This window comes from Paenarthrobacter sp. FR1 (genome assembly GCF_051106045.1).
Classification (GTDB): Bacteria; Actinomycetota; Actinomycetes; order Actinomycetales; family Micrococcaceae; genus Arthrobacter; species Arthrobacter nitroguajacolicus_A.
On the sequence record NZ_JBPFSF010000006.1, the window covers coordinates 92,835 to 107,326 of the forward strand.

General features: G+C 61.8%; 11 protein-coding genes. 5 read left to right on the forward strand and 6 right to left on the reverse strand.

What is annotated here, in order from left to right:
- Positions 1 to 38: 38 nt before the first annotated feature.
- The gene (locus tag ACR30Z_RS13265; RefSeq protein ID WP_434373006.1) at positions 39 to 1,472 is read right to left on the reverse strand and encodes a dipeptidase; all 1,434 of its coding nucleotides are present in this window, start codon (positions 1,470 to 1,472) and stop codon (positions 39 to 41) included.
- Between the two features lie 129 nt (positions 1,473 to 1,601).
- On the opposite strand from ACR30Z_RS13265, the gene ACR30Z_RS13270 reads away from it, so the two are divergent.
- Complete coding sequence (locus tag ACR30Z_RS13270; protein WP_144648337.1) at positions 1,602 to 2,195, forward strand: DUF3043 domain-containing protein; 594 nt, start codon at positions 1,602 to 1,604, stop codon at positions 2,193 to 2,195.
- 71 nt (positions 2,196 to 2,266) lie between these two features.
- On the opposite strand, the gene ACR30Z_RS13275 is transcribed toward ACR30Z_RS13270, so the two are convergent.
- Positions 2,267 to 3,346 carry a quinone-dependent dihydroorotate dehydrogenase gene (locus tag ACR30Z_RS13275; protein WP_434373007.1) on the reverse strand — a complete coding sequence of 360 codons (1,080 nt, stop codon included), beginning with the start codon at positions 3,344 to 3,346 and terminating at the stop codon, positions 2,267 to 2,269.
- Between the two features lie 68 nt (positions 3,347 to 3,414).
- Between ACR30Z_RS13275 and ACR30Z_RS13280 the strand changes: the two genes are divergently transcribed.
- Genes ACR30Z_RS13280 through ACR30Z_RS13290 form a run of 3 tightly spaced genes read left to right on the forward strand, consistent with a single transcriptional unit; the run spans position 3,415 to position 7,202 of the window.
- The gene (locus tag ACR30Z_RS13280; RefSeq protein WP_434373008.1) at positions 3,415 to 5,097 is read left to right on the forward strand and encodes an FAD-binding dehydrogenase; all 1,683 of its coding nucleotides are present in this window, start codon (positions 3,415 to 3,417) and stop codon (positions 5,095 to 5,097) included.
- A gap of 9 nt (positions 5,098 to 5,106) precedes the next feature.
- Positions 5,107 to 6,132 (forward strand): alpha/beta hydrolase, encoded by a 1,026-nt coding sequence (locus ACR30Z_RS13285; RefSeq protein ID WP_434373009.1) that lies wholly within the window; start codon positions 5,107 to 5,109, stop codon positions 6,130 to 6,132.
- Complete coding sequence (locus ACR30Z_RS13290; RefSeq protein ID WP_144648341.1) at positions 6,129 to 7,202, forward strand: alpha/beta hydrolase; 1,074 nt, start codon at positions 6,129 to 6,131, stop codon at positions 7,200 to 7,202. The genes ACR30Z_RS13285 and ACR30Z_RS13290 overlap by 4 nt, the downstream gene beginning before the upstream one ends.
- A gap of 15 nt (positions 7,203 to 7,217) precedes the next feature.
- On the opposite strand, the gene ACR30Z_RS13295 is transcribed toward ACR30Z_RS13290, so the two are convergent.
- The 3 genes from ACR30Z_RS13295 to leuA form a co-directional block, all read right to left on the reverse strand.
- Complete coding sequence (locus ACR30Z_RS13295; RefSeq protein ID WP_434373010.1) at positions 7,218 to 8,042, reverse strand: isoprenyl transferase; 825 nt, start codon at positions 8,040 to 8,042, stop codon at positions 7,218 to 7,220.
- A gap of 2 nt (positions 8,043 to 8,044) precedes the next feature.
- Complete coding sequence (recO, locus tag ACR30Z_RS13300; protein WP_144648343.1) at positions 8,045 to 8,797, reverse strand: DNA repair protein RecO; 753 nt, start codon at positions 8,795 to 8,797, stop codon at positions 8,045 to 8,047.
- Between the two features lie 84 nt (positions 8,798 to 8,881).
- The gene (leuA, locus tag ACR30Z_RS13305) at positions 8,882 to 10,621 is read right to left on the reverse strand and encodes a 2-isopropylmalate synthase (RefSeq protein ID WP_144648344.1); all 1,740 of its coding nucleotides are present in this window, start codon (positions 10,619 to 10,621) and stop codon (positions 8,882 to 8,884) included.
- Positions 10,622 to 10,868: 247 nt separating this feature from the next.
- Between leuA and ACR30Z_RS13310 the strand changes: the two genes are divergently transcribed.
- Positions 10,869 to 12,821: a M13 family metallopeptidase gene (locus ACR30Z_RS13310; RefSeq protein WP_434373011.1), complete on the forward strand. Its 1,953-nt coding sequence runs from the start codon at positions 10,869 to 10,871 to the stop codon at positions 12,819 to 12,821.
- A gap of 68 nt (positions 12,822 to 12,889) precedes the next feature.
- On the opposite strand, the gene ACR30Z_RS13315 is transcribed toward ACR30Z_RS13310, so the two are convergent.
- Positions 12,890 to 14,449 (reverse strand): LCP family protein, encoded by a 1,560-nt coding sequence (locus ACR30Z_RS13315; protein WP_434373012.1) that lies wholly within the window; start codon positions 14,447 to 14,449, stop codon positions 12,890 to 12,892.
- Positions 14,450 to 14,492 lie beyond the last annotated feature (43 nt).

The window sequence follows — 14,492 nt, forward strand, 5'->3', positions numbered from 1 at the left end:
ACAGACAGCAATTCCTTGTTCCCGGCGCGCCGCGGCGCCTAGCCCGCCAATCCCTCGGCATTGAGCCTGGCCAGCATCAGCGCCTCAGCCAGCACTGCATGGCGGAAGTCTCCGATGTGCAACGACTCGTTGGCACTGTGGGCCCGGGAATCCGGGTCTTCGACGCCTGTCACCAGGATCTGCACTGCGGGATACATCTCCAGAAGATCCGCTATGAACGGAATGGAACCACCGATTCCCATTTCAACAGGCTGGACACCCCACGACTCCCCCAACGCCCAGAGCGCCACCCGGGCCGCAGCAGATGAGGTGTCGGTGGAGAAGGCGTTGCCCCGCTCGCCCGGTGTGAAGGTCACTCGGGCACCGAATGGCGCATTGGACTCAACATGCCGCCTCAGGGCGTCCATGGCGGCCTCGGGATCCTGCCCCGGAGCCAACCGCAGGCTGAATTTTGCCCGGGCAGCTGGAATCAGGGTGTTGGACGCGACATCTACGGCGGGGACATCCATGCCAATGATGGACAGCGCAGGCTTGGTCCACAAGCGCGAACCGATGGTCCCGCTCCCGGCGAGCTTCACGCCGTCGAGAACTGCAGCATCGGCGCGGTATTCCGCTTCCGTGAGGTCAACAGTGACGTCATCCCGACCCACGAGTCCGGCGACAGCAACATTCCCTTCCTCGTCGTGAAGGGTCGCGATGAGCCGCGACAGGAGCGTTGGGGCGTCCAGTACCGGACCGCCGAACATTCCGGAGTGGACTGCGTGCTCCAGGACACGCACTTCAAAGGTTCCGTCGACCAGGCCGCGAAGGCTGGTGGTCAAGGCCGGAACGCCCACTTTCCAGTTGCTGGAGTCAGCCACCACGATGACGTCCGACCGCAGGAGCTCCTGGTGTTCTTCGAGGAAGGCCCGGAATGTTGGCGAGCCCGCTTCTTCCTCACCTTCAAAGAAGAAGGTCACGCCGAGGCCGAATTCGTCCCCCAAGACCTTTGTCGCGGCAGTGTAGGCCGCCAAGTGGGCCATGACGCCTGCTTTATCGTCGGCCGCACCGCGACCATAGAGCCTGCCGTCCCGTTCCTCCGCAACAAACGGTTCCGAGTTCCAGAGGCTCCGGTCCCCCGGCGGCTGAACGTCATGGTGGGCGTACAGCAGGATGGTTGGCTTGCCTGCTGCTGCGGGACGGCGTGCGACGACGGCAGGACCACCGGGCGTCCCGTCAGCTTTGTCGCAACGCAGGATACGGACGTCTTCCATGCCGGCTGCCTTAACCAAGGAAGCAACGGCTTCGGCGCTTCGGTCGAGTTCCGCCGGATCGAAGCTGGGCCAGGCAATGCCGGGAATTTCCACGAGGTCCTTCAGGGAAGCCATCGTGGCTTCGAACGAATCATCGACTGCCCTTGTCAATGCGTCGACCGGGGTATCGCCGGAGTGCCCTTGCTTGTTCTGCGGGATCTCCGCATGTGCTGAAGTCATGGGCATACTTTACCGCCGGGCATACCACCGCCCGGGCAGGCGCGGTCCGAGCAGGCGCGGCCCGGCGCGATATGGCTCCAGCACCGGACACGTAACCTGCGCCACCTCCTTGCGGGGTATTCTGTATGGGTGTTCGGACGCAAAAAGGAAGAGCCCAGCGCTCAATCAGTAGTAGACCAGGCCTACGCCACCGCCCCGGAGCCGGGCGCCGGAAAAGGCGCCCCTACGCCCAAGCGGAAGGACCAGGAAGCAGCCCGCAAACGCCCCTTGGTACCTAACGACCGCAAGGCCTCCAAGGCAGCGGAAAGGGTGGCCATCCAGGACCAGCGGCAGAAGATGCGGCAAGCCCTGGATACGGGTGATGAGAGGTTCCTCCCCGTCCGTGACAAGGGTCCCCAAAAGCGGTACACCCGCGACTACGTTGACGCACGGTTCAGCCTCGGTGAATACCTCATGTTCGGCGCGCTTCTCTTCGTCGTCATTTCACTGATCATCCCGCCAACGAGCGCCGGCATCAGTTACGTCCTCGTGGGCTTCTGGATCATGTTCCTTGCTGTCTTCGTGGACGTCTTCATCCTCTCGCGCAAGCTCCGGAAGAAGCTCACCGAAAAGTTCGGCGAAGTGGAACGCGGCTCCGTTTGGTACGGCTGCATGCGTGCCCTCCAGTTCCGCAAGCTCCGCCTCCCCAAGCCACAGGTGAAGCGCGGGCAATACCCGGCGTAACAGCCCACATCATTCATGAAGTACGAAGACCCCGGACCGTTGGTCCGGGGTCTTCGTTCTGACGTTCGAGGCTAGCGGGCTTCCCGCTGACGAATCTTCACGAGGCCTTTGTTGATGCGCGACGCCCAGAACGGACCTTCGTAGAGGAAGGCTGTGTAGCCCTGGACCAAGGTGGCACCGGCATTCAAACGCTCCTGAACGTCCTGTGCCGTTTCTACACCTCCCACGGCGATGAGTACCAGCTGATCACCAACAGCGACCTTGAGCCTGCGCAACACTTCGAGTGAACGCTGCTTGAGCGGCGCCCCCGAGAGGCCACCTGCGCCAAGGGATTCCACTTTGGCGGCATCGGAGGTCAGCCCGTCGCGGGAGATCGTGGTGTTGGTGGCGATGATTCCGTCCAATTTCAGGTCCAGCGCAAGCTTTGCGACGTCGTCGATGTCTTCGTCGGAGAGGTCCGGGGCGATTTTAACCAACAGCGGAACATGGCGCCCTGCAGCCTCGTCGGCCGCATCCCCCACGGCCCGCAGCAGCGGACGCAAGGTCTCCACATTCTGCAGCAACCTGAGGCCGGGCGTGTTCGGGGAACTGACGTTGACCACCAGGTAGTCGGCTGCGGGAGCAAGGCTTCGCGCACTTACCAGGTAATCCTCAGTGGCGTCCTCGAGCTCCACCAACTTGGTCTTGCCAATGTTCACACCGATGATCGGGCGAACAACCGGGCGCCCTTTCTGCAAAGCAGCCCGCGCCGACTTGAGTCGGGGCGCAACGGCCGCGGCGCCGTCGTTGTTGAATCCCATCCGGTTGATAACCGCGCGGTCCTCAATCAGTCGGAACAACCGGGGCTTCTCGTTGCCCGGCTGTGCCTGTCCGGTAATGGTGCCTACTTCGACATGACCGAAACCCAGTTCGGCCAGGGCTTCGATACCGTGCCCCTCCTTGTCGAAGCCTGCCGCCAGCCCAAAAGGTGACGGAAAAGTGAGCCCCAAGGCCTCCGTGCGCAATGACGCGTCCGGGGCCGTCATCCTCGCGAGAACCCGGCCTGCCCCCGAACGATGGGCTGCCCGGATGCCTTGGAAGCCGATCTTGTGGGCTTTCTCGGCATCCATCCAGGAAAAAGCCAACTTGAAGAATGTGGGGTAAACACGCATGCTCCTAGTTTTCCGGTTTACGGACAACTCACCAAACCCGTGACCATGCCTGCCGCTACCATGTACCCATGTCGCTCCAAAAAAGTGATGCAGATCATGGCCTGAGCACTATTTCCGCCGAAGTCGTGGTGATCGGGGCTGGGCTTTCAGGGCTGGTCGCTGCCGCGACCGCCTACGCCGCAGGCAAGAACGTGGCCATCCTGGACCAAGAACCCAAGGCCTCAACCGGAGGCCAGGCGCACTGGTCGTTCGGAGGCCTCTTCATGGTCGATACACCGGAGCAGAGACGCTTGGGGGTCAAGGACAGCGCCGAACTGGCGATGTCGGACTGGTTGGCTTCTGCGGCCTTCGACCGGCCTGCGGACAGGATGGCTCGCGCATGGGCAGAGGCGTATGTCGACTTCGCGTCGGGCGAGAAAAGGGCGTGGCTGAATAACCTCAACGTGGGGATCTTTCCGCTGGTTCAGTGGGCGGAACGAGGAGGCTACGGTCCGCAGGGCCACGGAAACACGGTGCCCCGTTTCCACGTCACGTGGGGAACAGGGCCGGCCCTCGTGGAACCGTTTCTGGCCAAAGTCATGGAAGGCGTCAAAGCCGGTAAAGTCTCCCTGCACTTCCGCCACAGAGCGTCATCCCTGACCACGACGTCGGGAAGGGTCACCGGCGTCTACGGCGAGGTCCTGGAACCGTCGACGGCGGTGCGGGGCCAGGCATCCTCACGGGTCGCCGTCGGGCATTTCGAAGCGACCGCAGGCGCCGTCGTGGTGACCACAGGTGGAATCGGCGGCAACCACCATATGGTCCGCCGCCAATGGCCGGGAGGTACCGCTCCGGCGGAAATGCTTTGCGGCGTCCCTGCCTCCGTGGACGGTGAGTTCCTTCCGGTGGTGGAGTCGGCAGGCGGCGCATTGGTCAACGGAGACCGGATGTGGCACTACCCCGAAGGAATCCACAACCATGATCCCGTGTGGCCCCTGCATGGTATCCGTATCCTGCCGGGGCCTTCCTCCTTGTGGCTGGATGCCGAGGGACGACAGTTGCCCGCTCCCCTCTTCCCCGGCTTCGATTCCCTTGGAGCCCTCCGCCACATCGTTGCTTCCGGCCACGGTTACTCATGGTTTGTGCTCAACCGCACCATTGCGCTCAAGGAACTTGCATTATCCGGATCCGAACAGAATCCGGACCTCACCGGCAAAGATGTCCGTCTGCTTGCCTCCCGCTTGCGGCCGGGAACCGACACGCCTCTTCAGCGCTTCATGGACAAGGGCATCGACTTCATCCAGGCGTCTTCACCCACGGAGCTTGCCTCCAGGATGAACCAACTGGTGGACTCGAGGTCAATTGACGCCGCCGCCCTGCAGTCCCTGATTGAGGACCGTGATCGCCAGGTGGCCAGCGGCTTGGGCAAGGACCCGCAACTTGCCGCCATCAGGGCGGCAAGGCGCTTTGCCACGGACAAGTTGATGAGGGTGGCTCCTCCCCACCGGTTGGCAGACCCGGCGCATGGACCCCTGATGGCCATCCGGCTCTCGGTCTTGACCCGGAAAAGCCTGGGCGGCATCCAAACGGATCTGCGGTCCAGAGTTCTTGATGGGGAGGGCAACGCGATACCTGGGCTCTACGCGGCAGGAGAAGCAGCCGGTTTCGGTGGAGGCGGAGTCCATGGATACCGGGCATTGGAAGGCACTTTTCTCGGTGGATGCCTTTTCACGGGGAGGGCAGCGGGCAGGGACGCCGCCGCAAGTGTCTAAGCTAAAGCCATGGAGTGGACAGTTGACATCCTGGGCCCGGACTTCCAGTCCTGCGGCCTTAATGCCACGGGCCCTGATGGCGTTGTCCGCCACGCCACCCTCATCCGTCACAGAGCAGCGCCAGAGGAACCCACAGCCGTGGATGCACCTACCGGGCCGAAGCGGTACGGAGCCGTTCTGTTCCTGCACGGATGGAGCGACTACTTCTTCAACACCGAACTTGCCCGGTTCTGGGCAGGACAGGGTTACGACTTCTATGCACTGGACATGCACAATCACGGCCGAAGCCTGCAATCGGACAACCCCGGCGGATACGTGGCGGATCTGGCGGACTATGACGCCGAAATCAACCAAGCCGTCGAAGCCATCCGCGACGACCGCAGTTCCGCGCCTCCGGGATGTTTAGCCCTCATGGGCCATTCCACCGGAGGGTTGGTAGCTGCACTATGGGCCAGCAGGCACCCAGGAAAGATTCAATACTTGATCCTGGACAGTCCATGGCTGGAAATGCACGGCAGTTCGCTGGTGAGGCGCGCCGCGCATGCCATGGTCACACCCCTGGCAAAGCTCCGCCCCGAAACTGTCCTCAGGTTGCCCGAACGGGGCTTCTACTTCCGCACCATCAGCAGCACCGCCGAAGGCGAATGGGCACTGGATGAGAAGTATCGGCCCCCGCTCGCATTCCCGGTCCGGGCTGGTTGGCTGAACGCCGTGTTCGCCGGCCATTCGCAGGTGGCCCGCGGCTTGGAACTGGACATTCCCGTCCTTGTCCTGACGTCTTCGGCCAGCGCCAATGGCATGGTCTGGCAGGAGTCCATGCGGAGTTCCGATGCCGTGCTGGATGTCAGCGTCATTGCGCTGCGTGCCATGGCGTTGGGGCGAACTGTTACTTTGGAGCGCATTGACGGCGGTCTGCACGACGTCTTCCTCTCGGCGCCGGCCGTGCGGAAGGACGCTTACGCACGGCTTGCCCGATGGATCAGGGGCTTCATGCACAGCAGCTTGCCGGGCGACCGGCAGGAAGGGGACACATGACCACCACCGACCAATCCGTGTCATTGTGGCAACCCGATGTTCTGGGACATGGATACGAATGCCTGGACCTGCCCCTCACCGCCGATGAAGAGGGGCCCGTGAAGGCCACGCTCGTCCGACACGCGCCGCCCGTGTCCGAGGCAGCTCCGCACGGCATCCTGGACTTCCTGGGGTCCTTTACCAAACGCAAACGCCGTTCTGCCCCCGCGGATCCAGGTGGAGCCCCAAGAGTGGTTCTGTACCTGCACGGATGGGCAGACTACTTCCTGCAAACCGAACTGGCCGAGTACCTCACGGCATCGGGCTTCCACTTCTACGCACTCGACCTGCGGAAGTTCGGTCGCAGCCTGCTGCCGGGACAGACTCCCGGATACACTTCCGATCTCGGTGTCTACGACGAGGATCTTGCGGCCGCTCTGACGGAGATCGAACGGGACGTAGCTTCGCGGACCTCGAATGCGACACCTCCTACAATTCATCTTCTCGCTCATTCTTTGGGAGGTTTGATCGCGGCCCTCTGGGCCGATCGCAACCCCGGCAGGGTGGGGACCCTGATCCTGAATTCGCCGTGGCTGGAGCTTCAGGGAAGCAGCCTCGTACGCAGCATAGCCATGCACCTGGTGGAACCTTTTGCCCGGACTGACCCCAAGCGCCCCTTCAGGTTTCCCGAGATGCCTGCTTACTGGGAGAGTGTCAGCAACGAGGCCCACGGCGAATGGATCCTGGATCCGGTGTGGCGTCCCCGGACCTCTTTCCCGATCCGGGCGGGATGGACCAAGGCCGTGCTCGCCGGGCACGCGACCGTGGAGCGCAAGCTGAACATCGATGCCCCGGTCCTGGTGCTCTTGTCAGGACGGACCAGAATCCAGGCGGAATGGACTGCGGAACTGATGCGGGCCGATGCCGTCATTGATGTTGAGCAAACGTCGCGACGGGCCCTCGGACTTGCCAGACGCACGGCGGTGTTCCGGTACCCCGGCGCACTGCATGATGTCTTTCTCTCCCGGCGCACCGTACGCCAACAGGCCTACCGTGACGTCGCCGTATGGCTCGCCGCCTATCCGTACTGAACTAGCAGGCGTGTGCTATTTCGCGGCAGGGGCGGCGTCCACGGCGCCACCATAGCGTCGGTCGCGTTTGGCATAAATTTCGACGGCGTCCCACAAAGTCCGGCGGTCAACATCCGGCCACAGCGTGTCCATGAAGACGAACTCCGCGTAAGCAGACTGCCACAGCAGGAAATTGGATAGCCGCTGCTCTCCCGAACTCCGCAGGAAAAGATCAACATCCGGGAGGTCTGGCTCGTCCAGGTACTTCTGGATAGTCTTCTCGGACACGGCGCCCGGCTTGAGGCGTCCCGCCGCCACATCGTGCGCTATTGCGGACACGGCATCGGCAATCTCAGCCCGGCCGCCGTAGTTAACACACATGGTCAACGTGCACGTATCGTTGGCCCGGGTGTAGTCCTCGGCTTCTTCCAGCTCTTTGATCACTGAACCCCAAAGCCGTGGCCGGCGACCGGCCCAGCGGATCCGGACGCCCCATTCGTCGAGCTGGTTGCGCTGCCGACGTAGTACATCCTTGTTAAATCCCATCAGGAAGCGCACTTCCTCAGGGGACCGCCGCCAGTTCTCTGTGGAGAAGGCGTACACGCTGACATACTTGATGCCGAGTTCGATCGCTCCGGCCATCACGTCCAACAGCGCAGGCTCCCCCGCCTTGTGCCCCTCAATACGCGGCAAGCCCCGCTGGTTTGCCCAGCGCCCGTTGCCGTCCATGACGATTGCCACGTGCTGCGGGATGAGTTCGCTTGGAATGCTTGGCGGGACTGCGCCCGAGGGGTGCCCGTAGGGGGCAACCACTGGTGCAGTCCTTGCCGTTGTTGACTTGCTTTTCTTTCCCAGTGCCACTGTCAGCTTCGCTCCACGTGTTTAAGTGATTTCAGTGCCCGCTCCAAATGCCATTGCAGATAGCTCGCCACGAGCCCGGCCGCTTCCCGCCGATGCCGGGAGTCCGACGCGTCCGCAATGCTCCAGTTCCCCGTCAGCAGGGCACCAAGCAGCACCACGGTCTCCGGTGCCGGAGCCGGGGAACCGGGAGGCCTGCAGTCGCTGCAGACCATCCCTCCCACGGGAGCGGCGAAGGCCGTGTGCGGGCCAGGGCGTCCGCAACGGGCGCAGTCCGTAAAACTCGGCGCCCAGCCACCTGTTGCCAAGGCCCGCAACAGATACGAGTCGAGGATGAGTTCGGGCGGATGGTCCGAGCGACTCAGGGCCGCCAAGGCACCCACCAGGAGAGAGTACTGGGCGGTGCCCGATTCGGTGTCGGCATCAGTCAGTTTCTCGGCAGTTTCCGTCATGGCTGCTGCCACCGTGAACCGGCCATAATCCGCGGCGATGCTGCTCCCGTAGGCACCTTTCGCAACGGCCTGCGTAACGATGTCGAGTGTCCGGCCGGAGACAAGTTGGAGGTCTGCCACCATAAAAGGTTCCAACCGCGCCCCAAACCGGCTGCTGGTCCTGCGAACGCCTTTGGCAACAGCACGGACCTGCCCATGGTGTTTGGTCAAAAGAGTGATGATGCGATCCGCCTCGCCCAGCTTATGGGTACGGAGCACCACGGCATCGTCCCTGTAGGACCGCGCTGCAAACGACGGATTGGCCACAACTAATCTTCGCACTATGCCCGGCCCCGGCGGTGCCGCCGGGACCGTGTGGTGACGGATTTCCCGTCACCACACAGCGGGCATTTAGGCTTGGGCGTCCCTGACGGCCCGGTTTACTGCCGAAATGAGGGCTTTGAGGGAGGACGTGGTGGTGCTGGGATCAATTCCCACACCCCAGAGAACGCGTTCACCGACCGCGCACTCGACATAGGCCGCGGCGCTGGCGCTTCCGCCTTCGGACAAAGCATGTTCGCTGTAGTCCAGTACACGGACATCGACGCCGTCGTGGTGCAGGATATCCAGCAGGGCAGCGATAGGACCATTCCCGTGGCCCGTGCGTCGCACATCCACACCGTCGATCCGCAGGTTTGCGTTCATGGTCATGTGGCCTGACTCGTCGGTTTCCGTGCTCACGCTGCCCAGCGTGTAGCGGCCCCACCGGGCCTGCTCTTCCTCTGACGGCAGGTACTCATCCTGGAAGATCTTCCACAGTTGGGCACCGCTGACTTCGCCTCCCACAGCATCAGTGCGACGCTGGATGACCCCGGAGAATTCAATCTGTGCCCGGCGCGGCAGGTCCAGGTTGTGTTCGTTCTTCAGCAAGTAGGCGACGCCTCCCTTGCCGGACTGCGAGTTGACGCGGATCACGGCTTCATAGCTGCGGCCGAGGTCCTTCGGGTCGACGGGCAGGTACGGAACCTGCCACGTGTAGTCGTCCACTGACTTGCCCGCAGCGGCAGCGTCCTTCTCCAGTGCCTCAAAGCCCTTTTTGATGGCGTCCTGGTGTGAACCGGAAAATGCCGTAAAGACGAGGTCGCCACCATAGGGTGAACGCTCCGGGACCGGCAGCTGGTTGCAGTACTCAACTGTTCGGCGGACCTCATCGATATCGGAGAAGTCGATCATGGGGTCGACACCTTGAACGAACATGTTCAAGCCCAGCGTGACGAGGTCTACGTTGCCTGTACGCTCCCCATTGCCGAACAAGCAGCCTTCGATGCGATCGGCACCCGCCAGGTAACCGAGCTCGGCAGCAGCCACACCTGTACCGCGGTCGTTGTGCGGGTGCAGGGAAATGATGATGCCCTCGCGGGGGTGCAGGTTACGGTGCATCCACTCGATTGAATCCGCATAAACGTTGGGGGTTGCCATTTCAACGGTGGCCGGCAAGTTGATGATGACCTGATTGTCGGCGGAAGCCTCGAAAACATCAGCAATGGCGTTACAGACCCGTGCGGCGTACTCCAGCTCGGTTCCCGTGAAGGACTCGGGCGAGTACTCGTACGTAATGTGTGTATCTTCCAGCGTTTCTTCGTACTTCTTGCACAAACGCGCACCCTGCAATGCGATATCCAAAATTCCGTCTTCGTCCTGGTTGAAAACCACGCGCCGCTGCAGAACCGAAGTGGAGTTGTACAAATGGACGATGGCCTGCTTGGCGCCGACCAGGGACTCATAGGTCCTCTCGATCAGGTGCTCACGGGCCTGCGTCAGAACCTGGATACTGACATCGTCCGGAATATGGCCACCTTCAATGAGCTGGCGGACGAAGTCAAAGTCAGTCTGCGATGCCGAGGGGAAACCCACCTCGATCTCCTTATAGCCCATCTTGACCAGCAGCTGGAACATCTTCAGCTTGCGGGCAGGACTCATGGGGTCGATCAGGGCTTGGTTGCCATCCCGCAAGTCAACGGCGCACCAACGTGGGGCTTTGGTGATGACTTTGTCCGGCCATGTGCGGTCGGGGACCTCGACGGTGATCTGGTCCTGGAACGGCAGGTAGCGGTGAATCGGCATACCGGAGGGCTTTTGTGCATTGCGCATGATGTGGCCTTTTCTCTAAGAACTAAGTGAAAGCTTAGCCGGACACAACGGAACTCCGCGGCGAGGATGGCCCAGCGTCAGATAGCTTTCAGGCCTCGCCGCGGCAGCTAAGAAGAAGCATTGCCGCACGCACAAATTCACAGTAACACGATGCGTATGATGACAGTGCAACACCTCATGCAACGTCCACTATGCAGACGCCGCGACGGTGGAAACGCCGGCTGCAGTGTCCACACAAGGAGCCACAGTGCCACAGTCGGGGATAACTCTTTCCAACATCGATCACAGCGTCCGGCCCCAGGACGACCTCTACCAGCACGTCAATGGCGCGTGGCTCAATAGCACTACGATCCCGGACGACCGACCACTGGAAGGTACGTTCACCGCTTTGCGGGATGGCGCTGAGTTAGCAGTCAAAGCGATTATCGAAGAAGCTGCCGGCAAGGGAGGGGCCGCGACCGGCGTCGAGCAAAAAGTCGGCGGCCTCTACGCCAGCTTCATGGACGAGGCAGCAGCCGAACAAAAGGGCCTCGACCCCGTGCGCGGACGGCTGGAGGAAGTCAACGCCGTTGGATCGTCAGAAGAGTTGGCCGTCATGATTGGCCGGTTGTTCCGTTCGGACGTCTCCGGGCTCTTTTCCATCTATCCTGCTCCCGATGCCGGCAACCCGGAACGCATCCTCCTGTATATCGGGCAGGGAGGCCTGGGATTGCCGGACGAGTCCTACTACAGGGAAGAAAAGTTCGCCGGGATCGTCACCGCATATGGCGAATACATTGCCAGGATGTTCAAGCTGGCCGGCATCCCAGACGCAGCGGAGGCCTCGCAGCGGATCGTCGCGCTCGAAACAGCCCTTGCATCGCACCACTGGGACAACGTCACTCTCCGGAATCCCCAGAAGACGTACAACCTCAAGACCGCCGAGGAAGCAGTATCGCTGTTCCCCTTGCTGGACACCTGGTTCGAGGCCGCGCGAGTGGAATCGGCCAAGCGACAGGAAATCGTGGTCAGCACCCCGGACTTCTTTGCCGGTGCCGCCGGCCTGCTGGAATCCGAGCCCCTGGACACCTGGAAGGAGTGGCTGACCCTGCGGGTTCTCAGCTCCGCTGCCCCTTACCTGTCGTCGCAGTTCGTGGACACCAACTTCGATTTCTACGGCACCACCCTCAGCGGAACGCCCCAAAACAAGGAACGATGGAAGCGTGGTGTGGCTGTCGTCGAGGCAGCTCTGGGCGAAGCCGTCGGGCAGATCTATGTGGAACGGCACTTCCCGGCCGGCCACAAGGCCAGGATGGAAACCCTCGTCACCAACTTGATCGAGGCGTACCGGGACAGTATCTCCTCCCTGAAGTGGATGGGCGAGGAGACCAAGGCCGAAGCGCTGAGGAAGCTGGAAGCATTCCGTCCCAAGATCGGATTCCCGGAAAAGTGGATCGACTACTCCGCAGTGGACATCGATCCGAAGGATCTTCTGGGCAACGTGGAGCGCGCCCACGACGCCGACGTCGACCGGCATCTGGACGAAATCGGCAAACCGGTTGATCTCGACAAGTGGCTCATGACACCGCAAACGGTGAACGCCTACTACCATCCAATGCTTAATGAGATCGTCTTTCCAGCAGCCATATTGCAACCTCCCTTTTTCAACGCCGAAGCCGACGACGCAGTGAACTACGGTGGAATCGGCGCCGTGATCGGCCACGAAATTGGCCACGGATTCGACGATCAGGGATCGCAGTTCGACGGCAGCGGCGCCCTGCGGAACTGGTGGACGGAAGAAGACCGAACCGCCTTCGAAGCATTAACGGCCAAGTTGGTGGCGCAGTACGACGCGCTCTCTCCCTACGCGGCACCTGACCACAAGGTCAACGGAAAACTAACCCTGGGTGAGAACATTGGCGACCTCGGCGGCCTGACGATTGCCTACAAGGCCTATCTCCTGAGTCTGAACGGGGCCGAGCCTGAGGTCATCGACGGCTTCACAGGACAGCAACGCTTCTTCATGTCATGGGCGGCTGGTTGGCGGCAAGTCATCCGCACGGAAGAAGCAATCCGACGTCTTGCCACGGACCCCCACTCCCCCAACGAATTCCGTACCAACGCCATTGCCCGCAACCTCGACGCGTTCCACGAGGCATTCGATGTCACTGAGACCGATGGCATGTGGATGGAATCCGAGGATCGCGTCAGCATCTGGTAGGACTGGCAAGACAAAGAGGCCGGGCCACATGGCCCGGCCTCTTCTTTACACGCGAAAGACTCGATCGGCTACTGATCGATGTACAGCGGATTTACCTGTTGGCACACGGCGTCGCTGGCTGTCTGGTTGACGACGTCCGACGGTACGGATGCTGCCCCGTAGGCAGTTCCCGTCCCGAAGTCCGTGCCAACGTACAGCTGCACGCCCGCGACCCCCGGCGCCTCTTGGACCTGGGCGGCCGGGATTCCGTAGAGTGTGGCAACGTCAGCGGCCACATCCGCGAAGCCCGTTCCGTAATAGACCACGGTCTGGTCCACGGGATTGGCCAGGTAGGACACAGCCTGAGTGAAGCCGTTGCCCGTCAGCACAGCCATGACCTCCTGCGCCCGAGTGGCAACACCACTGCCATTGGCAACTGCGACGGGTTGGATGGCCTTGTTGTAGGCCGGCGCGACAGGAGTGGTTGCCGTAGGCTGTGGCGCAGGACTTTCTGTGGCAGCCGGCGAGGACGTCGCGCCAGGATTAGTCAGGTCAAGGTCTGCACGCAGCGCTGCGAAAAGTTGGGACGCCTGGGGCTCTATGAGCTCCAACCTGTTCGGATCGACAGCCGCCGCCTGCGTGGGAACAGCCACGAAAGCAACCTTCGAAACGTCGATGTCCTTCAGACGCCCACCAATGGTCAACAACGACGGGACGGATGCCAGGCCCTCATCAACCGTGAGGTTCTGTGTGACGACATCTGCGATCTGCAGGAGCCTCTGCGGGTTACCCAACGTGCCCTCGTCCTTGAGCTTTCTTGTCAGGGACGAAAGGAATGCCTGTTGACCCTTGATGCGGCCAAGGTCGCCACCATCGCCGAAAGCGTGCCTCGTTCGCAGGAACGCAAGGGCCTGCTCACCTTCCACCATGGAGTCGCCCTTGGGCAGACGGAGTCGGGAATCAGGGTCAAAGACGGGATCGCTGACGCATACATTGACGCCACCTATCGCTTTGGAGAGCTCCTTGACCGCATTGAAGTCCGCCATCATGAAGTGGTCAATCTCCAGGCCCGTCAGCTTATTGACCGTGTCAACAGCGCATCCTATGCCTGCTTCCGCCATGGCCTCGTTGATCATCACGCCGCTCCGGGCAGGGAACGTCTGGTTGTTGGTGCGGTCGGTGCACTGTGGCACGTCGACCAACAGGTCGCGCGGGAAGCTCATCACGCTGACGCGCTTGTTGTCAGCGGAGATATCCAGCAGCATCATGACATCCGAGTGACCGTAGCCAGTGGAGTCTTCGGTGCTGCCGTAGTCGGCATTTTTTCCGTCGCGCGTATCAGAGCCAAGGATGAGGATCTGCAGGCGATCGGATTTGTCATTGGCCAAAGCCTCACCGGAATCCCGGGTTTCGCCGGCACTCAGTGGAGCCTTGGTGATGTTGTTCTGCAGCCGAATGAACCAAAAGGCCGCAAAGGCCACACCGGCAACCAAGGTTAGCGACAGCACGCCGGTAACAATCTTCAGCCATAGCGGAAGCCCCTTGGGCGCCTTCATGTGGCGAGGAGTGCCGTCGGCAGCCTCCCCATGGCGTGCCGCAACGGAGCCTGCGGTGCCGGTGCCCTCCGGGCGGGCGTCACGACGTCGCACTATTCGGTTTACCTTTCCTCAAACAGCTGGATCCCCGCAATCA